Source organism: Shouchella miscanthi (assembly GCF_007725405.1).
Lineage (GTDB): Bacteria > Bacillota > Bacilli > Bacillales > Bacillaceae_D > Shouchella > Shouchella hunanensis.
Window position 1 is genome coordinate 2,814,450 of the sequence record NZ_CP042163.1, and the last position, 24,443, is coordinate 2,838,892.

Below are 24,443 nucleotides of genomic sequence, written 5' to 3' on the forward strand. Positions count from 1 at the left end.
ATACTAGTTCGACGCAAAAAAACCGCTGCCTTCTTTTTGGCTAACGGTGGGAATCCTCCATTTTTTCTTGTAGTTCTTTAATGAGTTGTTCGGCGCCTTCTTTACTCAAACAAATACTACCATTTGCGAGTTTAATATTTTCATCCGAACTCTCCCCAGTAATTAAGCACGCACTGTAGGGCTGATATTTCTCAAGTACAATTTGATCTCCATCAATTAAAATAGCAAGAGGTGTTTTAATTTCAATATTTAACATGCTTCTTAACTCTTTGGGAATCACAATTCGGCCTAACTGATCTAACTTTCTAACAATACCTGTTGATTTCACTTTTTTAACTCCTCCTTGATTTGACGAATTCCTAATTTTACCTATTTATTCACCACTCTAGTTTACTTCATCTTTTCCTGTTTTAACAGTGTGTTTCGACAAAATTAGTGTTAAGTCGCATCGGAATTCCAAAAGCTGCTAGCTTATCTAGTACTTTTTAATCATTTTCGCACAGCTGTTTTTTCAACAAAAAAAACCTTGCGTATGCAAGGTTTTATGCTGGATATACACTAACTTGTTTACGATCACGACCAACGCGCTCGTATTTAACAACACCGTCTACTTTCGCAAAAAGAGTGTCGTCTCCACCTTTACCAACGTTTGTTCCAGGGTAAACGCGTGTACCTCTTTGACGAACAAGGATTGATCCTCCCGTTACCGTTTGACCATCAGCACGCTTTGCGCCTAGGCGTTTAGAACGAGAATCACGACCGTTTTTCGTACTACCTACTCCCTTTTTCGATGCGAAAAATTGAAGGTCCATTCTTAACATATCGTCACCTCCTGTCGGTTTCAATACTCATAAATGAGCGATATGATTGTTCCATTGAATGAAGAGAAAGTTCCATCCCTTTCAAAAGCAATTGAACTTGATCATATGTTTTTGTATCCAGATTTTCTGGAACTTCACAGTGTAAATAACCACCTTCTGAACCAGCCAAATCAACAACAAGATCAACACCACATAACGAATGAACAGCATTTATCGCTCCAATGGAAACAGCAGAAGCACCTGCACAAACAATATCTTGTCCATGAGGACCTGCTTCAGCATGTCCGCTCATCGTAAACATGGTAATATTCTCTTCTTGATCATGGTGAAATTGAATACGTATCATCGGGCTTAGCCGTTAATTTTACCAATTACAACTTTTGTATACGGTTGACGATGACCTTGCTTACGACGGTAGTTTTTCTTCGCTTTCATTTTGTATACGATGATTTTCTTATTACGTCCGTGTTTTTCAACCGTTCCCGTAACAGATGCACCTTCTACGAATGGAGCGCCGACTTTTGCTGAATCGCCACCTACAAATAGGACTTTATCAAAGCTTACTTCTGCTCCAGCCTCAGCATCTAGTTTTTCAACGTAGATCTCTTGACCTTCTTGAACTTTGATTTGTTTACCACCAGTTTCAATAATTGCGTACATTTCTGCACCTCCTCATAACATAAGACTCGCCATTTTAGGCAGGAGCGTATCCGTTTAACACCTAATCCGCGCGGTTGTAAGTTCATTGGGTGCCACCAAATCACTAACACACATCATCATAGCACAGTTTCGAATTCACTGTCAATCATTGTTCGTAAGGGTTTTAAGTCGTTTTTTTGCAGCCTGTTCGTCACCTTGAAACAGAATATCATATGGCTTTTCTACTGGCAGTTGGTTTGTGCTTAGAAGAATAATACTTGAATTCAACCAATACTCTAATCGCTTTAATACAGCTTCATCGTTTTCATGAAATAGATGAACTAGCTCTGGACGAGCTTGAATAAGCATGCACTCAGCACCTCGTTGCTGGGCTAATTCATTTTCCAGTTGAAAAGCAAAGCCATGATTCGTAAGAATGCGTCCACTGCCTTGGCAAGTTGGACAAGTTTCCTGCAACATATCTGCCATCGGTAACGATGCTTTTCGGCGTGTCAGCTCTAGCATGCCTAGCTTCGTAAAACCCTTTACACTTGTTTTAATATGGTCCTGCAGTAACTCTTTTTCAACTCGCTTCAAGATGTCTCGTTGTGCTTTTTCGCTTTCCATTTCGATAAAATCGATTAAAATCATACCGCTATAATTTCGTAAGCGCAGTTGTCTACAAATTTCCACTGCTGCTTGCTGGTTTACTTCAAAGGCCATTTGGGGTTTTGTTGCTTTTTTAGTGTATTTTCCTGAGTTTACATCTACAACAGTAAGCGCCTCTGTTTCATCAAAGATTAAATAGCCACCATTCTTCAACCATAGATGGCGTCGTAGCGCTTTGTGAAGCTGACCTGAAACAGATAAGAAAACATCTTCACTTCCTGCTGTAAGTCGAACCCTTTCCTTCAGTGAAGCAGGTAGGAGTTGTTTCAACATTTGAAAATCATCATAATCGTCAACAATCCATTCATGAAGCTCATCGTTCGACTGGCGTTTTATCAATTGCTCAATTAAAGATGAACCTTGGAACAGTTGTGACGGAACTTGTGACTGATCTGTCTGTGTTCTCTTCCATAGTGCTCTTAGAAAACGCATTTCCTCTTCAATATCGGCTAGTGTAGCTTTTTCACCTTGCGTTCTTACAATAACGCCCTCTTCGCCTTGTAGAAAAGAAGTAACGTGCTCAGCTAGAGATTGGCGCGTCTCTTCTTCACGAATCTTCTTTGATATGGATACGCCGTGCCCTTCTGGTAAGTAAACAAGCGCATGTCCTGGTAGCGAAATTATTTCTGTTAGTCGAGGCCCCTTTGTTCCATCGCTTTCTTTCGTTACTTGCACGATAATCTCGGTACCCGCTTTTACATATTGGTTGATTGACCGCTCCTCGTTCCCTTGACGAGCATCCCTTTGAAAAGCTAACAACTCGTCTCGATGAAGAAAACCGTTCTTTTCGCCACCGATTGACACAAACGCAGCCTGCATGTTTGGCATCACTTTTTCGACTTTCGCTTTAAAAACAGATCCAACTAGATTAGAAATAAACTCGCTCTCGATATACCACTCTACTACTTTTTCATGATCGTCAATAACGACCGCTTCTCTTTTCAATGCTGTTTTTTTCATTCTTATTGTTTTGGCCATTCGTATACTGCTCCTTTTTCCTACCTTCTTATTGTAAAGGATGCAAAAAGAAGACACAATCATGTCTAGTTATCTCTTATTCAATTCGTCTATGGTCACGTGCGCTCCTTTTTGAAAGTAGACGTCTAACACTGCCGCTAATGAGTAAGTGGTTCGAACATGATTCTCTACTAATACAACAGTGTGTAAGTGATTTTTTCTAATCTTCTCACTCACTACTCTAAGCGTCGTTTCTTTCTCAACATAAAGATTCGACCTTTTTGTTGAGGTTTGATCGTCTAATTTAGCCATTAAAAAACGTATAAATCGATAATTCCGTTGGCGATAATCTAAAATCAAGGTGAGGATCAAGAAAGAGAAAATCATGATAAGATTTAACTTGAGCATAAAAATTAGTACAACAAAGAAACCAATGAAAAGCAGGATAAGTGACGTTAACCGTGTTGCTCTCATTGCCAGTTTATAAGGCAGGAAAGCACTGTACAGAAGATGGACAAGTCTCCCGCCGTCAAGGGGATGAATGGGAATTAAATTAAAGAGTAAAATGGCCATGTTGTGACTGATAAATAGTTGATGGTCTTGTACCATCCAAACGTCTGTCGTGTGTAAAAGGAAATAGGAAAGCCCCATCATCCAAGTATGTTGTAAGGGGCCCCAACAGACAATCCATGCCTCTTCTCTAGCAGGTCGAATGCCTTTAGGTTCTAAAACAGCGGCTCCACCGAAAGGCAGTAGTTCAATTTTAATAACGTCCCAATTAAACCGCCGCGCCATCCATACATGACCCATTTCATGGACAAAAACGATGAATAAGAGCATGAGCACTTCTTTAAAACGCCCACTTAACACACCCATTGCAATAATGACCCAAAAAAACGGGTGGATGTGTATTTTTTTTAGAAAATTAATCAAAGTTCATCACAGTGCTAGGGTCAATGTACTCACCATTTTCTTTTAATGCGAAGTAGAACAATCCTGCCTGCTCTTCATCCGCTTCTAGGATCGTACCAATTGCCGATCCTTTTGATAAAATATCATACGGGCGTACATGAACATCATCTAGCATTCCATAAACAGATACAGTTCCGTCTTGATGCTGAAGCTCAACCACTTGCCCAAGTGACTCTTCATCTTCATACAAATTAATGACATGACCGCCTTTCACTGCCTTTACAACTTCTTCAACACCTGTTTCAAGTAGAATGCCCTTTCGATCTTCTGAGAAGCTTTCTTTAATACTACCTGAAGCAGGTAATGCATAATTGACAATGTCATCACTACCTTCTTGTGCCCTTTGATCAGGCAATAGTTCCAATGGTGAACCAAATACACTTTCAAAATAAGAAGAAACAGCCGCAAATTGAAAATGTTCTTCAAAAGAATGATTGACGAATGCTTGAACACTTTCCGCTTGCTTATGATTAGCATCATAGGCGATTCCGATTGCAAAGAACAAACAACCTGATAGAATCGCTTGCAGCGCAAATTTATGAAAGCGAGAAGAGGTTGGCTCCTTGTCTTCTAACCGTTGAAATGGCATTCGGTCCTCTACTTGTTTAGGGTTGTCTTCTTTTTGCTTCTGCATGGAAGCAATTTGTTTTTCAATTTGTTTTCGTCGATCCACCTTTAAGCCCTCCTTAACGTGCGAAACACACTTTCTTTCATCGTATGACTTGTCCTGTTCATCTATTCAGATTAATACTAAAATAAATAGGGAATAGATTCTCAAGAAGGAGTGGTAATATGGAAAAAAGGAAACTTGGACAATCGTCCCTATACATCAGCAAGATGGGATTAGGTGGAATGTCTCTTGGAACAAACATAGAAACCGCTAAATCCATCATTGATGAAGCACTTGATCTAGGCGTTAATTACTTGGATACTGCGGATTTGTATGATTATGGGCAAAATGAAAAGATTATAGGAGAAGCAATTAAAGGAAAGCGGGACCAAGTCATTCTTGCGACAAAAGCTGGCAATCGGTTTACACCAGGAAAAGAAGGCTGGGAATGGGACCCTTCTAAGTCTCATATAAAAGAGGCCGCTAAAAATAGTCTTTCACGTTTGAACATTGACTATATTGATTTGTTTCAGCTACACGGTGGAACCATTGAAGACCCTATCGACGAGACGATCTCTGCTTTCGAAGAATTGAAAAAAGAAGGATACATTCGCGAGTATGGTCTTTCTTCCATCCGTCCAAATGTCATTAAAGAATATGCGGAGCGCTCTGGAATCGTCTCCATTATGATGCAGTACAGCATCCTTGATCGTCGTCCAGAAGAATTATTCCCTTATTTAGAGGAGAAACCTATTAGCGTTGTTACTAGAGGGTCATTAGCAAAAGGCATCTTAACAAATCGAGCATTGCAACAGGTGAAAGCAGCTAAAGATGGCTATTTATCCTACTCTTCAAAAGAGCTAGCACAATTAAGAGATGTTCTTCAACAAAACTATGGGCACACCCACTCATTAAATGGACTTGCCTATCACTACTGTTTATCACACTCACCTGTTGCAAGTGTCGTAGCAGGGGCAAGCAGTATAGAGCAAATTCGACAAAATGTAAAAGCTGTTACAGACGAATCATTAGCACAAAAAGAGTTGGAGAATATCGCACGCATTGCAAAACAAGATGTTTATGAACAGCATCGTATGTAAAAAAAGACCGTGGCCCCGGTCTTTTTCTCTTAAATGGCTGGAACTGCTCGTAGTACTCGAAGCGTTATAAAAGTCGCAAGAATGGCTTTTAAGACATCTCCAGGTACAAAAGCTAGTGTCATTCCAAATGCTTCTTTTATTGAAACACCAGTAGTAGCCGCTAAATAGCCAGCACCACATATGTATAGTAAACCTAATCCAAATAGAAGATTTACACAAAATACGTTAAAAAACGTTCTCTTTTTCATTCTTGACACAACGTACCCTACACTTAGCGCGACAAGCATCCAGCCAATGATGTACCCCCCAGAAGGACCGAAAAGTACTCCAACCCCACCTCTTCCACCAGCAAGCAAAGGAAGGGAGCATGCAACAAGGAAAACAAATAATAATACGGCTAAAAATCCTCGTTTTGCACCAAGTAGACCACCAATAATCATTGGCGCAATGGACTGTGCTGTAATTGGCACAGGCGATATCGGTAACGGAATTGGAGGTATCGCTCCAAGCACTGCCATTACAGCTGTCATCATTGAAATTTTTGTTAAATCTCGAATCCCCATTCGACTTACCCCACTCTTTTTTCTTATACATTAGCTGAAGAACGCCCTATTGTCAACTTAATTTATAAACGGTTAACAATCATGACAATCTTGACGTAGACCGGTTCTGTCGATTATGATTACGGTAACAATCTGTCGAGAAAAGAGGGGTAGGATGAGGCGAAGGCAAGAAGTTGATTCTAGTGGCTTTATTGATATTTCATCAATGAATGCAATAAAACAGCATGCTTATGCAAAATCAAGCGTTCAAATTGATAAAGAGCTCTACGAAAACTTTCAAAATGGCGATTTACGGCATAAGCATATTTTAGAGAACGCACGTTTTGCTGGGATCATGGCTGCTAAAAACACATCAACGCTTCTGCCAAATAACCACCCAAAAGAACTAACGTACATAGCGATACAGTTTAACTGGGAAGTCAATTCAGGCAGCTGGGATTTAATTATAGAGGTAGAGGCAAAAGCAAAGCACCCTTTGCCGATTCACACAGAAGCGATGGCGGCAGCTTCTATTGCCGCATTAACTGTTTATGATTTATGTCAGCACGATGCGCAATCGATTGTGCTAGGACCTACTTATCTTTCTCGGAAAGGCAACCAAAGAGCGTGAATCGCTCTTTTTTCTTTTGTTTAACGCATTGCCCTAAACCGATTTAAAAAGCGATCGTCCCATTACGTAGTAGCAAGCAAAAGCCCTTTCTTTTTGTAGAAGCTCATCAATTCGATCCATCTTCAAATTAGAAGTCTCTAAAAACAAAAAAAAGCTAACCCCATTAAAGTCTGATACATGACCTTAATGGACTCAGCTCCGTTTCTACTTTTCCTTATCGAACACCAAACAAACGTTTGATCTTTGTAAACATTGTTGTCGATTCTTCAATTGACATTAAAGGAATCGTTTCTCCAAGAATTCTACGTGCTATATTTCGATAAGCAATAGATGCTTTGCTCGTTGAATGTAAAGCAATCGGTTCGCCTTTATTAGAATGCTTTATCACTTGATCATCATCGAGCACAATGCCAATTAAATCAATTGCAAGGATCTTCGTAATTTCGTCTACATCGAGCATTTCACCATTTTTCACCAAGTGCGTTCGAATTCGATTAATTACCAAACGAGGACGTTCAACGTTCTCCTGTTCAAGAAGACCGATAATACGATCCGCGTCTCTTACAGACGAGACTTCTGGCGTGGTAACAACAATCGCTTTATCTGCACCGGCTACCGCATTACGAAAGCCATGCTCAATCCCAGCTGGACAATCAATAATCACAAAGTCGTATTCTTGTTTTAATTCATCTACAAGATGCTTCATTTGCTCTGGTAAAATGTCCGTTTTATCTTTCGTTTGTGCTGCAGGAAGTAAGTACAGATTCCCGTCGAAACGTTTATCTTTAATCAATGCTTGGTGCAAGTCACAGTTACCTTCCACGACATCAACTAAGTCAAAGATGATCCGATTTTCTAAACCCATCACAACATCTAAATTCCTTAAGCCAATATCCGCATCAATTAAGCATACTTTTTTTCCTTCTAGAGCAAGCGCAGTTCCAATGTTTGCAGATGTAGTTGTCTTTCCTACACCGCCCTTACCACTTGTAATTACAATTGCATCGCCCACGCTCATATCCCCTTTCTTTCGTACGATCCAAATTAAGAAACCGCTTCGGCCTCTTTTAATCCTCTACTCTCTACATCAAATAAACGTTGCACTTTTGTCAAGGTCATTTCACCGCTCGTACTGTCGATAAATACCGCCTGCATCTCAGCATCTTCAATTGTTTTATCAGCAAAATGAAGCATATGTTCATGAATATGTAAGCTTGTTGGAGACATATGGCTCGCACAAATAAAGGCACTCGTATCACCGTTATAACCGGCGTGAGCCTTCCCTTTTAACGCCCCCATAATGTAGATATTGCCAGTAGCCATTAAACAGCCACCCGGATTCACATCACCAATTAGAAGGACATTTCCTTTCATTTTAACGATTTGACCAGACCGAATCATTCTCGTTAAGGTTGCCGTCTGTACTTCCTCTTGCATCGCTTTTGCCTTTTCAACCGTCACAACATTCGAATGATAGTGATGGACGCGCAAATGGCTATTCGATGTAATAATGGATTCAATCGTTTCCTGATCGGATTTAGTTAATAATCGATTACCTAAATCAATTTGTACGTAAACAATTGGATCATTCTTCTCGCTTTTATAGTAATCAGATGATAATTTCTCACGAAGATCTTCTATTAACTGATCAAATGAACAACGATCATCTAACAAAAAGATCAAACCATCTTTTGTTCCTTTTATTGTAACGAGTGATTTCACTTGTGACATCCCTATTTCACCTCTACTAACTCCCATTGTAACAATACATTCCACGTTTAATGCATAATTCCTGCTTTAACGATTGCGAAAGCTTGCTTGCTCATTTACATGGTTCGCTAATTTTCTAAACGGTAACACTAATAATATGGCTAGTGCACTGTTTAAAACGAGTGTTGGTAGCAAACGGTCGAGAAGGAAATCCCCACCCGTCATCGTCGTTACACTTAGAATATAAAACAGACCATATTGAAAATATTCAAAGAGAAAAACAGCTATTGTACAAAGTAAAACTGCCCAAAGCGCCGATTCTTTTACCGCTTTTAACGGAACTGCTGATAGATAGCCTAAACAAGCAAATCCAAACATATAGATCCCTAAATAATTCGTAAATACAACATCATAAAGGAGACCAAAAGCAAGTCCATAAATAAGCGCAACTTGCTTGCCTGAATATAAACCAATTAAGACAATGGTCATTATAACTAACCTTGGAACGACATATTGTGTCGCTTCTGTATAGTTAGCCAGCATATAAGGAAGAAGAGAGCCTTCTAAAATGAAAAGAAAAACGAGTACAATGGAAAAATAGGTCCGACTCATTCTCCCTCACCCTCTTCATCACCCAGGTCCTCTTCGGCTGAATCCATGCTAGGTAAATGTCTTTGAACAACGAAGACGTAGTCGAGTTTTGAAAAATCAGCAGTTGGATGAATATAGATATTCTGAGATAGGCCAAATTCATCTACTTCCACTCTCTCTACTTCACCGATTAATAAGCCTGAAGGGTAAACATCGCCTAAACCAGATGTTGTTACCGTTTCCCCTTCGCTAATCGGCACGTCGATATCCACTTTTCGCATAATCAATAAATCTTCTGCGACATCGTACCCTTCAATAAAGCCCATAGCTGGATCCTCATCTTCTTCCTCAACGAGCACTTGTGCTGACACTAAATTAGTTGGGTCATTATCACTTAATAACTGCACAAAAGAAGTAAACTTACTTGCGTCAGTCACTTTCCCAACCAATCCACCTTGTGAATCGATAACAGCCATATCACCTGTCACTTCATCTCTCTGACCGCGATTAATGCCAATATACTGCTCCCATGCATCAGGTGAACGATTAATCACAACAGCCGATATACGAGAGTAGTCGCTAAGGGTCTCGTCAATATCTAACATCCCTCTTAGACGTTCGTTTTCTTCATCCAACAAATCTTTTTGAACAGATAACTGTGCGTATTCCTCTAATCGTGTGCGTAGTAATTGATTCTCATCGTATACATGAATGATCTCACTTACATTTTCATAAATCCCACCAATAAAATGCGCGGGTGCAGACACTAAGTTCTGAACCCAACCAATGGCATCACGCATAATTTGTTCTGGTTGAGATAAATTCCGGTCGTCTCTCATCGTGTAGCCAATTAACGCCATTAAAATGATAATACTTACTAATAAAACAATGAGCTTCTTGTTAGAGAAAAAAGATCGCATTCTCTATCCCTCTATTTCCAATTTGATCGAGCTGAACCTGCTTTTGTACGGAATAAATGAATATTTTCCAGTGCGCGTCCTGTGCCAATCGCTACACAATCAAGTGGGTCTTCAGCCACAATAACAGGCATATTTGTTTCTTCACTTAACACTTTGTCCAAATTCTTCAGTAATGCTCCTCCACCTGTTAAGACAATACCACGATCCATTATGTCGGCGGCTAACTCAGGTGGTGACTGCTCAAGTGTATCTTTAACTGCTTCAATAATCGTTTCCACTGTGTCCGAAAGCGCATTGGATATTTCACCTGACGTTACCGTAATCGTCTTCGGAAGTCCAGTTAAAAGATCTCGACCACGAATATCCATATCCTGACTTTCTTCGTCGTCAGCGCTTGCTGAACCAATTTCAAGCTTTAATGTTTCGGCTGTACGTTCCCCAATCATTAGATTGTAAGTCTTTTTCACATATTGAATAATGGCATCGTCCATCTCATCGCCAGCTACGCGAATGGATTGACTTGTTACAATTCCGCCTAATGAAATAATGGCGACTTCTGTCGTACCACCACCAATATCAACTACCATACTACCGGTTGGTTCCCAAACTGGTAAGTTTGCACCAATTGCAGCCGCAAAAGGCTCTTCTAGCGTGTATGCTTCTTTTGCGCCTGCTTGTTTTGTTGCATCCTCTACAGCTCGTTTTTCAACTGCTGTAATACCAGACGGCACGCACACCATGACAGCTGGTTTGCGGCTAAACATCGAACTATTTTTCATTGCTTGTTGAATAAAATGCTTAAGCATTGTTGCAGTAGTATCAAAGTCAGCAATGACACCATCTTTCATTGGTCGAACCGCCACAATATTCCCTGGCGTACGACCAATCATTTTCTTTGCGTCATTTCCCACCGCTTGGATTGAGTTCGTGTCTGTACGTAGTGCTACAACAGATGGCTCTCTAAGCACAATTCCCTTTCCTTTTGTGTAAACGAGTGTATTTGCTGTCCCTAAATCAATTCCAATGTCTCTATTTCCAAACATGTATGTATACTGTCTCTTTCGCTTTCTGTACAAGCGACCTAATAAATAGACAGATTCCTCCCTTTGCATTCACGTAGGTTCGTGGTTTTTCATTCTATTTATAATGGATGTGCATGCTTTCGCTACATTTCGACATCACTATAACGCAAACTCATACCCTTTATTATATCGAATTGTAAGCAAAAAAAATAGCCTTAAAGTTCCCTAGGCAAAAAAAAGTGATTCCATGGTTATTGATAATTTTACATACTTATAAATCCACGTTCTTTTAAACTCACATAATGAGTTTCATCACCAATGATAATGTGATCCAAAAGTGAGATGCCAAGTATTCTTCCAGCTTCATTCAGTCTTTTCGTTACATTAATGTCTTCTGGACTAGGAGAAGGATCACCACTCGGATGATTGTGAAGACAAATAACAGCAGCGGATGACGTACGCAATGCCTCTTTAAATACCTCTCGTGGATGGACGATGCTCGCATTTAAACTTCCAATAAAGACTGTTTTTTGTTTTATTACATAATTTTTGGTATTTAAATAAAGTACGACAAAATGCTCTTGATGAATGCCGATTAGATCATCGGCAACGATCTGAACCGCATCATCTGGAGAAGCAATGACTCTTTTTTGTCCTTTTCCTTCTCGGTTTATTCGTTTACCAAGTTCCATTGCCGCTGCAAGTTCAATTGCTTTTGTTACTCCTATCCCTTTAATGAGCCTCATTTCTTCAAGTGATGATTCACTTAAAGCAGTTAATGTTTTATAAGTAGAAAGCAATTGAGCAGCAACCTGCAACGCCGAGTATTGCTTTGTACCTGAACGGAGCATAATGGCAAGGATTTCTTGATTTGAGAGGGCTTTCGCCCCCTCACGGAGGAATCGTTCTCGGGGACGCTCTTGAAGAGGGACATCGCGAATAATAATGGACACGTACGTAGCTCCTTTATTTAGAGATTTTAGGGAAAATGCGAAAGGTAGCGAGAGCTTGAATGGTTTTAACAACTGGTAAACCAACAACTGTGTAATAATCACCTTTTATCTCTGAAACAAACATGGCACCTAAGCTTTGAATGCCATATCCACCCGCTTTATCACACCATTCATCTGTTTCTAAATATTGCTGCAGAAGTTCATTTTGAATCGATGTCATTGTCACGTAGGTTGTTTGAGAGAAAAGAATGGACTTTTCACGCTGAAAAAGCGCAACTCCGGTAGAGACACTATGAGTTGAATCCGACAATGAAAGTAACATTTCTTGTGCCTCTTGCTTTGATTGTGGCTTTCCCAGATGGTGGCCATTATGAGACACAATTGTATCAGCAGCTAACACAACGTGATCCGGAAATTGTTTCGCAACAACACTGGCTTTTCGACGTGCAAGAATACAGACCGCTTCTTCGGTTGATTGTTTACCATCTAGTGATTCGTCTACCTCGCTTGCATAAACAGAAAATGGAATGTGGCATTGTTTAAGGAGTTCACTTCGCCTTGGGGAACTAGAAGCTAATAGAAGGGGATGGATCATAAAGCACCTCTACTTTTTCTTTTTATTGTACAGGTGTTAGAAGTAGTTTACCAATAGTAAAGAGGAAAAAACAACAACAATTTAAAAGAAGACGAAAAACCTGATGATGTAAGGTTTTTCGTCTCTATAATACTTCTTCTGTTTCGTTAAATTTAACAGAGTTCTGCTATCCTACATTCTATTTAGCTACGTATCTTCTCAACATACCGTAATATAAATTTAAGTATGAAAGAAGTTGACTTATTACGAAAGATACTCTTCGAACCAACCTAGAATAGCTTCTAATCGCTTCACACGGAGACTCGGTTTTCCACTTCTGGACAATTCATGATTCGCTTCAGGAAAACGAATAAACCGTGTTTGTTTGCCTAATCGTTTTAATGCGATAAATAGTTGCTCTGCTTGCTCTATTGGACATCGAAGGTCATTCTCACCGTGCAAAATAAGCAAAGGTGTTTCCACATTGGCAACATATTTTATAGGAGAATGTTGCCAAAGAGTCTCCATCTCATCAAGCTCAGCTTTAATTTGCCAGTCAGAAAAATAATACCCTATGTCACTAACGCCGTAAAAGCTAATCCAGTTTGAAATCGAACGTTGCGTAACAGCTGCTTTAAATCGATTGGTATGACCAACCGCCCAATTCGTCATAAACCCACCGTAGCTTCCGCCAGTCATACCAAGCCTAGACTCATCAACCCAACTATTTGTTTTAACGACATCGTCAAGAATGTCCATAAGATCCTGAAAATCGCCTCCACCGTAATCGCCGCGAACAGCATCAACAAAGGCTTGTCCATAACCATGGCTTCCTCTCGGATTTGTATAAAGCACACCGTATCCTTTTGCCGTCAACATTTGAAATTCATGAAAATACGTATTCGCGTACATCGCATGTGGTCCACCGTGCACTTCTAAAATCAACGGATACGTTTGACCTTCTTCGTAAAAAGTCGGTTTCATTAACCAGCCCTCTACAAATGAACCATCTTCCCGGCTAACATTTACTTTTTCAGGAACACTAACTTGGAATTCTTCTTCAAATGCTTCATTAAACGTTGTTAAACGGTTTAATGCCTTGTCTTTATTGCTTACATGATAACATTCACTTGGCTCCACAACAGAACTATGGGTTACAATGAATTCATCTTGATAAAAATCAAAGCCGTTTATATGTGCATCCGTGTTAGTCAGCTTTTGCTGATCACCATTTAGTGAGAATCTCCATACGTTTACTGCCCCTTCGCTGGAAACCAACGTATATAGCGACTGACCATCGTTAGAGAAACGCAATCGATTTGATCCTGTTTGCTGTAAAAAGTCTCCAATTGCTATATCGCCAATAAAATGATCGACATTTTCTGTTAGATTTAGTGTTTCCACAGTACCGGTGCGATAAATGTTTATCTTTGGAAGAGTCGCATTCTCATATTCCCGTTGATGGCTCAATAAAGCAATTGTCTGTCCATCTGGCGACACAGCTCCGCCAGTAATCACTTGAACTTCTTTCGTCACTTGCCGCTCCTGCTTCGTATCCATATTAATAAGGTAGGCGTGTGCGCTAAATGAGAAATCACGGTTTTCCGCTCGATCACTCGCAAAAAGAATGTGACGGGAGTCTCCCGAAAAGTCTAATAGCTGACTATCATATTGATCAGTAGTTAGCCACTGTTGTTTGTCTGTCCTTAAATCAACGCTTCCAATGCGCATCACTCGATCGTCATGCAGACCACGCTGGTCAGACTTATATTTCATTTGATCAATAACAAGCGGCTCTGGTTTTTGTCGTGCTTGTTCATTTTCTTCGGACTCTTTAAAAAACGTTGAATACGCGACTGTTGCTCCATCGGGGGCCAGCATATAAGAAAGAATCCCATGTTCCTCATACGTTACTTGCTTGGCATCGGCCAAGCCCTGCTTTAAGAATACTTGGTTTTTTCCTTCGCGATTGGATAGATATGTATAGCCATCACCACTTGGTAGCCACTGAGGCGCCACATGCTTACCTTTTTCTTGGGTTAATTTAGTTTGTTTACCTGTCTTTATGTCTATTACATATAAATGAGATTGATAAGTATTCTCGTGCTCATCTAAGTTCGTCACGACAAGGATTGCTTTTGTTCCATCAGGAGAAACAACTGGATTCGTTACCGTGCTTAATTGATATAAAGATTGTGCCATTAACTCTTTCACTCGATAAACCTCCTTTTTTGTAAAGTATATCGAAATCTTTCGGAAGACGAAAGAAAAAAGATGTCAAATGACATCTTTTTAATGGCACTGGCTATTCTTCATTAATAAATGTTACTACTTCTTCATATTGGACAATGAGCTGAAGTAACTGTTGTTGTATGTGATAAAGCGCATCGTTTTCGTTAGATTCATGATAGGTATTCAGTTCTTTTACAGCCGAAAATAATGTATCCGCATACTGCAAACTTTTTTCACGAGCTTGCTCATTCATTTGTGAAAAAGCTCTATCACGAGAATCGCGCAAATGCTCAACAGACTGATTTAATTGTGCTATATTCTCCTTGCTAATGGAACCGCGTTCGTTTGCCACAATGAATTGGGAAGAAACGTTATTCAAAAACTGATAGACTGCATTCGCGCTCGTGTACCAATTTGCAGCATCTTCTCCACCGACTGACACTTCACCACCCTCTACTGTATACGTCTTCACATATGTCTCCTGTCCCTGTTCACCGTAATGCTCGCTTAGTTCTGTACCCCTTGCTTGATCATTAGCTACTCCTAAAAACATATATTGCGTTTCCTCACCTGGTATGAGTACGGCAGGCAGCCCTTTTTCTTTTGTCTCTAATACAACTTTTTCAGCTGTTTCCATATCTGTGAATGCGGCTCCTTGAACAACGTCCACGTGTAAGCTTGGAAAGGAGACATCTGTATAGACCGTTGCTTGAGCAGGAATAACAGCCTCGCCATACGCCGTGTCATCGTTTAAAAAGAATTGGAAGACAACAATACCAAGTCCTAGTCCAACAACAATAGCAGACATAACAGCACCAACAATTGGCCAAGGAATGGACAGCTGGATTTTATTTTTTCGATTTTTAGGAGGGAGCTTTGGTCCTTTAGAGCGGTCACCATCATCCCAAAAAGGCTCATTTCCAGATTTTTTCACATTTAATTTTTCAGTGAAGTCCACAACTTTATCTTCTTCTGGTTGTAAATCGTCATTATCTTGTGGCGTTGAATGGTTTTTTTGAAATACTGAACGATCCCAGCTAATCACTTCAATCGGTTCTGAGTCTTCACTTTTGGGTGCAGGACGACTGTTTTTTTTCATTGATTGCGGGAACTTAAAATTCATCGAATGCTTTTGATCACTCATAAGTAAACACCCCTTTCCCTCTATACATATGAGGCTTGTCTTTATTTAGACCACATAAGGTAAAAAATAGACAATTAGTGCGGCGATGCTAATAAATGGTGCAAACGGAATTTTCATTCGCTTACTGTCTTCATATTTCTGTCTAAACGAGGGATGTATAAACACAAATAATAGGGCAATTGAGGAAGCCACTGCAATAATGAGCAATGTCGATTGAATACCAAACAACAGCATAAAAAGAAGAAATAATTTAACATCGCCACCACCGAGCTGTTCTTTTTGACAAGCATAAAGTAAGGTACTCAAAAGTACAAGGCTAATGACCAATGAAAAAAGATCAAACGTAATGGGATGAACAAAGAATCGTAGCGCAAGGAGCGGAATGGAAAACAAGAGTAAAATACGATTTGGTATGCGAAAGGAGCGAATATCTGTAAGTGTAAGGAGGATTAACATTGAAATGAGTAAAAACGACATAACATAGTCTACGAAGTGATTAGCATAATACCAAGAGAGAAAAAATAAGACACCTGTTATGACTTCAATAAGAGGAAAGTAAAAAGGGATCTTCTGATGACAAAAGCGACATTTTCCCCTTAATAACAAATAAGAGATAACAGGAATCAAGTCGATGGCTTGGATTGTCTGTTGACAATGTTCACACTTTGATCGCCCTTTCATCGTTTGCTTGAACGTTCCACGGGACAGAAATGAAAGAAAGTACGAGCCTGTAACCATCCCTACGAGGCTTATATAGATGCCGATTACAAAAGATTCAGCCAACCGCTATGTTCCTCCTTCTACTTTATGTGTCTTTACTCATTCCACACCATTTGTCTCTTTCCCTGCTATTTTAGAAAATGATTTCCACTCATGTGCGGAATAAAATTTTTGCTATTGCAACTATAAAAAAGATCACTGTCCTTTAGAGCATGTGCTAAAAACCGATAATGAATCGTATCAGGTTTTTTCACTTTAATAGGACAGCATTCTCTTTGTTTATCTTAACTAAATGTTTCCGACTTCCTTCTTTTTCAGAAAATGACGAGCCTCTGAAATAAAATAAAGAGAGCCAGTTACAATAATGACTTCATCCGCAGCGGCTGTTTCTATTTTCTCTACTATTTTTGTCTTCCAATCAACCACTTCTTCTTTTTGTACAACTTGCTCAATTTGTTGAAACAATTCTTTTGCAGGCATCCCACGAAAGAATGAAAAGGAACAACAGTAATACGAAACGTTCATAGATTGGAGCGCTTTTATTAAAGGTGCAACGTCTTTCCCTTCTGTCACGCCGATAAATAACGCAATTTTTTTGGAAGCAAATTGTTGCCTTAACGTCTGTGCAAGTGCATGAAAGCCTTCTTGATTATGTGCACCATCAATTAATAATGCAGGATACTTACTTAACCACTCCATCCTACCTGGCCATGTTGTTTTTCGTAATCCTTCTCCTTTTGCAAAATCGGATATGGGTCGGTCTAAATGCTTCTCGATTTCTTCACTTGCTTTTAATGCAAGCGCAGCATTATGATGCTGATGCTCTCCAAGCATTGACACCGTGTACGAATTACCTTGATACGTAAATCGACTTGTGTCCATCGTTTCGTATGTGAAATCATCCTTTAGAATTGAAATAGCTGCCTGCTTTTTATGCGCTTGCTCTTCAATGACCGCTCGCACATCACTTTGAATGTCACCAAGAATAATTGGCGTGTTCGGTTTAATAATCCCTGCTTTCTCAAACGCAATCTCTTCCAGGGTATTTCCAAGAATATGCATGTGGTCATGTCCAATCATTGTGATCATCGATACGATCGGTTGAATCACATTGGTCGAATCAAACCGACCACCTAAACCTACTTCAATTAAACAAATATCTGGTTTTGCTCGCTCTGCAAAATAGAGGAACATAATAGTCGTAATCACTTCAAATTCTGTTGGCGAACCAAGGTCCGTATCCGCTAATTGTTCAACCAAAGGTCTTACTTTGTTTGCTCCCCACACTAAATCTTCACTAGAAATTGGATTGCCGTTAACTGAGATACGTTCTTCAAATCGTTCTATGTAGGGAGACGTAAATGTTCCTACTTGAAATTGTTCTTCTTCTAGTATATGTCTTAAAAAACTTACAGTGGACCCTTTCCCATTTGTTCCGCCAATATGAACAGCTTTTATCTGTTGTTCCGGATGATTTAATTTCTCAAGCATCCATTCCATTCGCTTTAAGCCGGGCTTAATACCAAAAGGCAGCAAGGAATGAATCCATGCAATTGCTTCTTCACTCGTTTTCACTGCACGTCTCTCCTTAAAAAAGGAGCTCAGGCGTTCTTTACGCTTGAGCTCTTTCATTTTATGCGCTTAGTTCTGCAATTCGTTCAATAACAATCGTTCGTTTTGACTCATAATCTGCTTTTTTCTTCTTTTCTTCTTCTACTACTTGCGCAGGTGCTTTTGCAACAAATCCTTGGTTGCTAAGCTTCTTTTCAATACGCTCAACTTCTTTTGTTAATTTTTCTTTCTCTTTTTCCAACCGTGCAATTTCTGCGTCTAAATCAAGAAGTCCTGCTAACGGCATAAAAATCTCCATCCCAGTTAAAGCATGCGACATTGCTTTTTCTGGCGTTTCTAAATCATTTGCAATAACGAGCTTACTCGGATTTGCAAACTTTTCGATGTAGGCTGAGCCAGTTTCTAAACATGCTTTGGTTTCATCATCTGCTGGTCGAATAAACAATTCAATTTGTTTACTCATTGGTACATTTAGCTCCGAGCGAGTATTACGAATAGAACGAATGAGTGTTTTTAATGTTTCCATATCCTGAAGTGCCTTTGGATCATAGAATTCACTCGTAAAGAGCGGCCATTCTGCAACTGTAATAGACTCTCCTTGATGAGGCAAGTACTGCCAAATTTCCTCAGTAATAAACGGCATAAATGGATGAAGCATGCGCATCGTATGGTCAAGCACATAAGCAAGAACGGAACGAGTCGTCGCTTTTGCCTCTATATCTTCTCCGTATAGAGTTAGTTTCGCCATTTCAATGTACCAGTCACAAACGTCATCCCAAATAAATGAATAAAGCGTACGTCCGGCTTCTCCAAATTCGTAACTATCCAGCAAACGCGTAACCGTTTCTGCTGTTTGACCTAAACGTGTTAAAATCCACTTATCTGCTATCGTTTTCTCTTTCGTTATATCAATTTCGTTGTAGTTTAGCCCATCCATATTCATTAACGCAAATCGAGAAGCATTCCATATCTTGTTACCGAAATTCCAAGTAGACTCGACTTTTTCCCAATAAAAACGAAGGTCATTCCCTGGAGTACTTCCCGTTGCTAAGAAAAAGCGCAATGAATCGGCTCCGTATTTATCAATTACCTCTTGCGGATCCACACCGTTTCCTAGGGATTTACTCATTTTCTTACCCTCAGCATCACGAATGAGTCCATGAATAAGTACATCTTTGAACGGTCTTTTGTTCGTAAACGCTTTTCCTTGGAAAATCATACGAGATACCCAGAAATAAATAATATCGTAGCCAGTTACAAGCACATCGGTTGGATAATAACGTTTTAAATCCTCGGCATCTTCATTTGGCCAGCCCATTGTTGAAAACGGCCATAGCGCTGAAGAAAACCACGTATCTAATACATCTTCATCTTGTACCCAGTTTTCTGGATCTTGAGGTGCTTCTTTCCCGACATAAAGCTCATTCGTCTCTTTATGATACCAAGCTGGGATTCGGTGTCCCCACCAAAGTTGTCTAGAAATACACCAGTCGCGAATGTTTTCCATCCAGCGTGTATAGGTGCCTTCAAAACGTTCAGGCACAAACGTTACTTTCGTGTCTTCATGCTGCTGCATTTTGAGAGATTCTTCTGCAAGAGGCTGCATTTTCACAAACCACTGCATTGATAAATAAGGTTCGACCACAACGCCGCTACGCTCTGAATGACCAACAGAGTGAAGGTGCTCTTCAATTTCAAATAATACACCTGACGCCTGTAAGTCTTTAACAATCTGCTTACGGCAATCAAAACGATCGAGCCCTTGATACTTGCCAGCATTTTCATTCATGGATCCATCTTCGTTCATAACGAGAATGCGCGGCAGATCGTGACGATTTCCAATTTCAAAGTCATTCGGATCATGAGCTGGGGTAATTTTAACAGCTCCCGAACCAAAATCACGATCAACGTACTCGTCTGCTACAATCGGAATTTCGCGACCAATAATTGGTAGCTTCACCTTTTTACCTACTAGGTGACTGTACCGTTCATCTTTTGGGTGAACAGCTACTGCTGTATCTCCAAGCATGGTTTCCGGCCTTGTCGTTGCGATTTTAATAGAACCTGTTCCGTCCACTAACGGGTACTCCATATGATAGAAAGCACCTTGAACATCTTGGTGAATAACTTCTATATCAGAAAGAGCTGTTTTCGTATGCGGGTCCCAGTTAATGATATATTCCCCACGATAGATAAGACCTTGTTCGTAAAGTGATACAAACACTTCATTAACTGCATCCGATAAACCTGAATCCAATGTAAATCGTTCTCGGGAATAATCTACGGAAATACCAACCTTTGCCCATTGCTTTCGAATAAAATTGGCATATTCTTCTTTCCATTCCCAAGACTTCTCAACAAAGCCTTCACGACCAAGATCATGCTTTGAAATTCCTTGTTCTTTTAGGCGCGCCTCCACTTTAGCTTGAGTTGCAATTCCTGCATGGTCCATTCCCGGAAGCCAAAGTGTGTCATAACCTTGCATTCGTTTTGTTCGAGCAAGAATATCTTGCAAGGTGGCATCCCATGCGTGACCAAGATGGAGCTTTCCGGTAACATTTGGTGGTGGAATGACAATGGAGTACGGTTCTTTAGATGGATCGTCTGTAGGTTTAAAGAACTCGCCTTTTTTCCAGTAGTCGTACCATTTCCTTTCTGTTTCATTTGGATCATATTTTGTTGGCATTGTATGCTGCTCCGTCATTGGGCAGGCCTCCTTTAGCTTAAAAAAATACAAAAAAACCCTTCCGTCTCAAAGGACGAAGGGATTGTTCGCGGTGCCACCTTTGTTCACAGACTTAGTCTGTGCAACTCAAATCGACTAACGGCTCGAAACCGTTTCTGTTTACTAGAAGGTTCAACAGAAAAGCTTACAGGCGACTTTCAAGTACTTACTCTCTAGAAAGACTTTCAGCCAAGGTCCTTCCTCTCTACTAGAAGCAGTTTCTTTACTCCTCCTGATCACAGCTTGTATATAGGATCTATCCGTATTTTATCGCTTGCTTACAAGTACGTCAATATTAGCTTTGGTTATTTTTATATAGTCTATACATTCAGAACTGCTTTTGCAACAGTTTTAGGCTGCTTGCATACAATACAGTAATCATTATACAAAGGAGGAAGGTTGCTATGACTAAGCGATTTCAAGGCTTTCCACCACCATGTCCGCCACCTGGTCCACCTAAAAAATTTGGGCGCTTTAAATTTATTTGTATTCAATGCTTACCGCCCATTTTAGTGTTTCAGCTTATTCGTACATTACTTCTTCCAACAGCTGTAGACTTATTTTTATTAACCCTTATTATCGTTTTTTTCATTTGCTTGTTTTTCGGTATTGTGTAGTGTAAGCCACCTTCAAGAAAAAAGAATCACATCATTTTGATCCTTTTCCAGTTCTTTTTCTTCTAACTGATTTTTCCATTTACCTGCAACAAGAAAGAAGACAACCATGAAAACCGCAATAACGGTTGAATTGATGAGGGTTAACCGAATCGTTAAAATGCCGTCCCACAACCGCATGCTCGCAAAGAAGAGAAGAAATGCCGTTAATTGCGTTACGATGCCAATCCCTTTCCACATAACGGCTTTTTCTTTTGTCGAAGCTTTATCATATAGATAAAAGCCGAACAAGCCTACACTCGCTAAAAGAATAATAGGTAAAAACGAAAAAGAAGATGCCTGAATATTTGAATCTAATAAGCCTGCTATTTGAATAATGAACTGCAAAACAAAATAGACAACTAGGATAAGCAAACCAACTCTTAGTAACAAAGCCATTTTTAACGATGTTGACATTTTTGGAACGTTTTTTGTTCGCTTCTCACAGTATGTGTAAATGTTCTTTTGATTCAGCTCTAAATCAATCGCATTTTTTTCAGCGTACAACCACTCATCTAGTATTTGGTGAAGAATCTGATTTCGTTTCCGTTGTGAAAAGCTAGCAGCTTCCATATAGTCAATTGCTTCTTCAAATAAGGCTTGCTTTTCATTTGTGAGCTTTTTCTTTTTTTCTTCAAGCGCTTCAGTGCCTTTTTTCTCCATCTTATACACCTACTCTCTTTTATCTGCCATTACTTTAAGCATACCCGAATTGTCCCGAACTAAGCGTATACCTCTTTATTTAATGCCATATTTTTCTTTTTATCAAGTGTAAAATCCTAAAAAAAAGCAAGCATCAGCTTAAGACTGATTACTTGCTTCCTCTTCTTCCTGAGGGACAATCTTCGGAACAAATCGCTGCACTTTACGCAGTGCATAAATGCGTTTTTCAAGTTTTTGCGTTAGCTCTAACTCATTTCCACCTTTTCGATAATCCATCATCGTGTAGTAAATCGGCTCAGGAAAAAGGAGATAGGCACTTACTAAGTATTTTTCAGCAGTAACGAGGGGCAAATGCTGTTCATATCTAGCGAACCAGCGCAGTACTTCATTTTCATCCCACAATGAGTGCGGAAAACCGTGTCTACACAAAGTCGCTAAATCGCGAGCTGGTGTATCTAAACTGGCACGCTCAAAGTTAATCAATAAAGGCTGGCCATTTGTTGCGTGCAACAGATGATGTCGAGATAGGCGCCCATGAGTTAACACACTACGGTAACTACCTTTATCGATTGTAGTCTTGTACCATTTCTCCAAATAGGTCGTTGCCTCATCCGCTAATTGCTCAAACATTTTAAAATGCGTAAGAAATGAAAGTTCAAATGGAGATAAATACGCTTTTACTTCTGCTTCATCTGCAAAACGGGATAATTCTAGCGAGTGCATTTCCCACCTAGACAGTAGGCGTTCACACGATTGATCAATAACATCTTTTGAAGCAGTTTGAGATTTAACCGTCATCCGATGAATGGTTCCAATTGAATCAGCCATAATCTCTTCAATTGATTGTCTTCCTTGGTAATCCTGGGTTTCGATCCAAGGCATTAGATAATACGACTTACCGGATACAAATAACGAATATTCCCCGAATTTTGTCGGAATAATCGGAACGAATGATGGATAGTTTAATCGTGAAAGCTTCCTTATCGCATGAATACATTCTTCTGCTTGAACTGGATCCATTGATGATTGTTTTAATGCAAACGCTCCATGTTCAGTTTCAATACGATAAATATTCCCTTGTTGTTCAACCGTTACGGCTGTTAAATCGTAATAATAAAGCAATGCTTCAATAAACGGGTTCATGTTGTCACCTTCTTTGCATCAAGCCACTTTGCTAATGCCGAAGCAAATGACTGCGTTTTATCCCACTCTCTTTTTAGGTAATCAATTAATTCAGAAAAGGCTTGACCATTGGAGGCCGCACTCCCTCGTAATAACGTATCCAATTCATCAGGAATAAGCACTGTAGCCATGATGGCTTTTCGTTCGTTGGCAGTCAACATTGCCTGTTTATCCAATTCATTTAACAATGCATGCAATGACGCTTCATCTTTGCGCTCGTACCACGATTTAAGAAATGCCTTAAACGACTGATAACCGTACTCCGGTTTTTTTACACTTCCTTGTACGACTAGCATATGTCCACGGAATGAGCCTGTTAGTTCTGTAAACGAATCCATTTTAGGTACAGTCATTTCGTCAGACTTAACTATCTTCTTAGCCATCGTTAAACGATGATTCGCTTCCTGAAATAGAGTCCGAAAAAACAGCCTTTGTTCACGAGTGGCTTGTTCTAAAATAGGATAATCACTCGATAGCTCTTTTGGCAGCGAGATCATCGATTGATCTTTCCGGCCGGCCTGAATCATCAAACCTAGAATTTCTCCCCACCGCTTCTCATCTTGATCTTCCCGTTGTCCAGTTGGTACTTCATCATGCAAACTAATGAATTGGTTGTCCTCTTCCATATAAGCAGCGCCTTCAACGGTTCTTAGCATCCGGTTCATCATGACATAAGGCGCGACACTACAGTTGTCACGCCACTCCATATGCCACTTTAAACAAGCTTCATCTTCCCAATAGCAGATTTGCTTTATACCTTTTTCTGTGTTTAGTTTATGTTTTGATTCTAAAGACGCCTGTTTAAACCCATACTCTTCTTTGATGCGCTCAATCATCGGTC

General features: G+C 39.9%; 26 protein-coding genes and 2 other annotated features. Of the genes, 3 read left to right on the forward strand and 23 right to left on the reverse strand.

The window, feature by feature from the left end; genetic code table 11:
* Positions 1 to 40: 40 nt before the first annotated feature.
* From FPV17_RS14280 to FPV17_RS14310, 7 genes are all read right to left on the reverse strand, one after another.
* Positions 41 to 328, reverse strand: a complete 288-nt coding sequence (locus tag FPV17_RS14280; RefSeq protein ID WP_144559305.1) for an AbrB/MazE/SpoVT family DNA-binding domain-containing protein — start codon at positions 326 to 328, stop codon at positions 41 to 43.
* Between the two features lie 214 nt (positions 329 to 542).
* Positions 543 to 821, reverse strand: a complete 279-nt coding sequence (rpmA, locus tag FPV17_RS14285; RefSeq protein ID WP_038481584.1) for a 50S ribosomal protein L27 — start codon at positions 819 to 821, stop codon at positions 543 to 545.
* Between the two features lie 4 nt (positions 822 to 825).
* A complete protein-coding gene (locus tag FPV17_RS14290) occupies positions 826 to 1,167 on the reverse strand; it encodes a ribosomal-processing cysteine protease Prp (RefSeq protein WP_035395455.1) in 342 nt (113 codons plus the stop codon).
* Positions 1,168 to 1,172: 5 nt separating this feature from the next.
* Positions 1,173 to 1,481, reverse strand: coding sequence for a 50S ribosomal protein L21 (gene rplU / locus FPV17_RS14295; RefSeq protein ID WP_035395457.1), 309 nt, complete (start codon positions 1,479 to 1,481; stop codon positions 1,173 to 1,175).
* Positions 1,482 to 1,493: 12 nt separating this feature from the next.
* Positions 1,494 to 1,567 (reverse strand) — a sequence feature (ribosomal protein L21 leader region).
* A gap of 55 nt (positions 1,568 to 1,622) precedes the next feature.
* Entirely contained in the window at positions 1,623 to 3,107 is a 1,485-nt protein-coding gene (locus FPV17_RS14300; RefSeq protein WP_186370626.1) for an Rne/Rng family ribonuclease, read from the reverse strand.
* 69 nt (positions 3,108 to 3,176) lie between these two features.
* Entirely contained in the window at positions 3,177 to 3,962 is a 786-nt protein-coding gene (locus FPV17_RS14305) for a M50 family metallopeptidase (RefSeq protein WP_144559307.1), read from the reverse strand.
* A 49-nt stretch (positions 3,963 to 4,011) separates the two neighbouring features.
* Complete coding sequence (locus FPV17_RS14310; RefSeq protein WP_052008030.1) at positions 4,012 to 4,731, reverse strand: peptidoglycan DD-metalloendopeptidase family protein; 720 nt, start codon at positions 4,729 to 4,731, stop codon at positions 4,012 to 4,014.
* 119 nt (positions 4,732 to 4,850) lie between these two features.
* Between FPV17_RS14310 and FPV17_RS14315 the strand changes: the two genes are divergently transcribed.
* Positions 4,851 to 5,768: an aldo/keto reductase gene (locus FPV17_RS14315; RefSeq protein ID WP_144559308.1), complete on the forward strand. Its 918-nt coding sequence runs from the start codon at positions 4,851 to 4,853 to the stop codon at positions 5,766 to 5,768.
* Positions 5,769 to 5,797: 29 nt separating this feature from the next.
* On the opposite strand, the gene FPV17_RS14320 is transcribed toward FPV17_RS14315, so the two are convergent.
* The gene (locus FPV17_RS14320; protein ID WP_035395461.1) at positions 5,798 to 6,331 is read right to left on the reverse strand and encodes a biotin transporter BioY; all 534 of its coding nucleotides are present in this window, start codon (positions 6,329 to 6,331) and stop codon (positions 5,798 to 5,800) included.
* A gap of 154 nt (positions 6,332 to 6,485) precedes the next feature.
* Between FPV17_RS14320 and FPV17_RS14325 the strand changes: the two genes are divergently transcribed.
* Positions 6,486 to 6,941, forward strand: a complete 456-nt coding sequence (locus FPV17_RS14325; RefSeq protein ID WP_052008031.1) for a cyclic pyranopterin monophosphate synthase MoaC — start codon at positions 6,486 to 6,488, stop codon at positions 6,939 to 6,941.
* Between the two features lie 214 nt (positions 6,942 to 7,155).
* On the opposite strand, the gene minD is transcribed toward FPV17_RS14325, so the two are convergent.
* The 12 genes from minD to FPV17_RS14385 all read right to left on the reverse strand — a co-directional run bounded on the left by minD (position 7,156) and on the right by FPV17_RS14385 (position 21,083).
* Positions 7,156 to 7,953 carry a septum site-determining protein MinD gene (gene minD, locus FPV17_RS14330; protein WP_035395463.1) on the reverse strand — a complete coding sequence of 266 codons (798 nt, stop codon included), beginning with the start codon at positions 7,951 to 7,953 and terminating at the stop codon, positions 7,156 to 7,158.
* A 32-nt stretch (positions 7,954 to 7,985) separates the two neighbouring features.
* Positions 7,986 to 8,672 carry a septum site-determining protein MinC gene (gene minC / locus FPV17_RS14335; RefSeq protein WP_144559309.1) on the reverse strand — a complete coding sequence of 229 codons (687 nt, stop codon included), beginning with the start codon at positions 8,670 to 8,672 and terminating at the stop codon, positions 7,986 to 7,988.
* Between the two features lie 66 nt (positions 8,673 to 8,738).
* On the reverse strand, positions 8,739 to 9,263 hold the full coding sequence (mreD, locus tag FPV17_RS14340) for a rod shape-determining protein MreD (RefSeq protein ID WP_060703835.1): 525 nt from the start codon (positions 9,261 to 9,263) through the stop codon (positions 8,739 to 8,741).
* Positions 9,260 to 10,162, reverse strand: coding sequence for a rod shape-determining protein MreC (gene mreC / locus FPV17_RS14345; protein WP_144559310.1), 903 nt, complete (start codon positions 10,160 to 10,162; stop codon positions 9,260 to 9,262). The genes mreD and mreC overlap by 4 nt, the downstream gene beginning before the upstream one ends.
* 11 nt (positions 10,163 to 10,173) lie before the next feature.
* Positions 10,174 to 11,205, reverse strand: a complete 1,032-nt coding sequence (locus tag FPV17_RS14350) for a rod shape-determining protein (protein ID WP_035395468.1) — start codon at positions 11,203 to 11,205, stop codon at positions 10,174 to 10,176.
* A gap of 242 nt (positions 11,206 to 11,447) precedes the next feature.
* Positions 11,448 to 12,137: a RadC family protein gene (gene radC / locus FPV17_RS14355; protein WP_144559311.1), complete on the reverse strand. Its 690-nt coding sequence runs from the start codon at positions 12,135 to 12,137 to the stop codon at positions 11,448 to 11,450.
* Between the two features lie 13 nt (positions 12,138 to 12,150).
* Complete coding sequence (locus tag FPV17_RS14360; RefSeq protein ID WP_035395471.1) at positions 12,151 to 12,732, reverse strand: Maf family protein; 582 nt, start codon at positions 12,730 to 12,732, stop codon at positions 12,151 to 12,153.
* A gap of 243 nt (positions 12,733 to 12,975) precedes the next feature.
* Positions 12,976 to 14,925, reverse strand: a complete 1,950-nt coding sequence (locus FPV17_RS14365; protein ID WP_144559312.1) for a S9 family peptidase — start codon at positions 14,923 to 14,925, stop codon at positions 12,976 to 12,978.
* 91 nt (positions 14,926 to 15,016) lie between these two features.
* Entirely contained in the window at positions 15,017 to 16,087 is a 1,071-nt protein-coding gene (locus FPV17_RS14370; protein ID WP_035395472.1) for a hypothetical protein, read from the reverse strand.
* A gap of 45 nt (positions 16,088 to 16,132) precedes the next feature.
* Entirely contained in the window at positions 16,133 to 16,870 is a 738-nt protein-coding gene (locus tag FPV17_RS14375) for a prepilin peptidase (protein WP_144559313.1), read from the reverse strand.
* Positions 16,871 to 17,095: 225 nt separating this feature from the next.
* Positions 17,096 to 18,382, reverse strand: a complete 1,287-nt coding sequence (locus FPV17_RS14380; RefSeq protein ID WP_144559314.1) for a bifunctional folylpolyglutamate synthase/dihydrofolate synthase — start codon at positions 18,380 to 18,382, stop codon at positions 17,096 to 17,098.
* Positions 18,383 to 18,440: 58 nt separating this feature from the next.
* Entirely contained in the window at positions 18,441 to 21,083 is a 2,643-nt protein-coding gene (locus FPV17_RS14385) for a valine--tRNA ligase (RefSeq protein WP_144559315.1), read from the reverse strand.
* Between the two features lie 48 nt (positions 21,084 to 21,131).
* Positions 21,132 to 21,353: a binding site (T-box leader), on the reverse strand.
* A gap of 155 nt (positions 21,354 to 21,508) precedes the next feature.
* Here FPV17_RS14385 and FPV17_RS14390 point away from each other — a divergent pair.
* Positions 21,509 to 21,721 carry a YszA family small membrane protein gene (locus FPV17_RS14390; protein ID WP_035395480.1) on the forward strand — a complete coding sequence of 71 codons (213 nt, stop codon included), beginning with the start codon at positions 21,509 to 21,511 and terminating at the stop codon, positions 21,719 to 21,721.
* Between the two features lie 12 nt (positions 21,722 to 21,733).
* On the opposite strand, the gene FPV17_RS14395 is transcribed toward FPV17_RS14390, so the two are convergent.
* From FPV17_RS14395 to FPV17_RS14405, 3 genes are all read right to left on the reverse strand, one after another.
* Positions 21,734 to 22,420 carry a DUF1129 domain-containing protein gene (locus tag FPV17_RS14395; protein WP_144559316.1) on the reverse strand — a complete coding sequence of 229 codons (687 nt, stop codon included), beginning with the start codon at positions 22,418 to 22,420 and terminating at the stop codon, positions 21,734 to 21,736.
* Between the two features lie 138 nt (positions 22,421 to 22,558).
* Positions 22,559 to 23,563: a spore coat protein YsxE gene (gene ysxE, locus FPV17_RS14400; RefSeq protein WP_060703826.1), complete on the reverse strand. Its 1,005-nt coding sequence runs from the start codon at positions 23,561 to 23,563 to the stop codon at positions 22,559 to 22,561.
* Complete coding sequence (locus tag FPV17_RS14405) at positions 23,560 to 24,438, reverse strand: hypothetical protein (RefSeq protein ID WP_144559317.1); 879 nt, start codon at positions 24,436 to 24,438, stop codon at positions 23,560 to 23,562. Before FPV17_RS14405 ends, ysxE begins: the two co-directional genes overlap by 4 nt.
* Positions 24,439 to 24,443 lie beyond the last annotated feature (5 nt).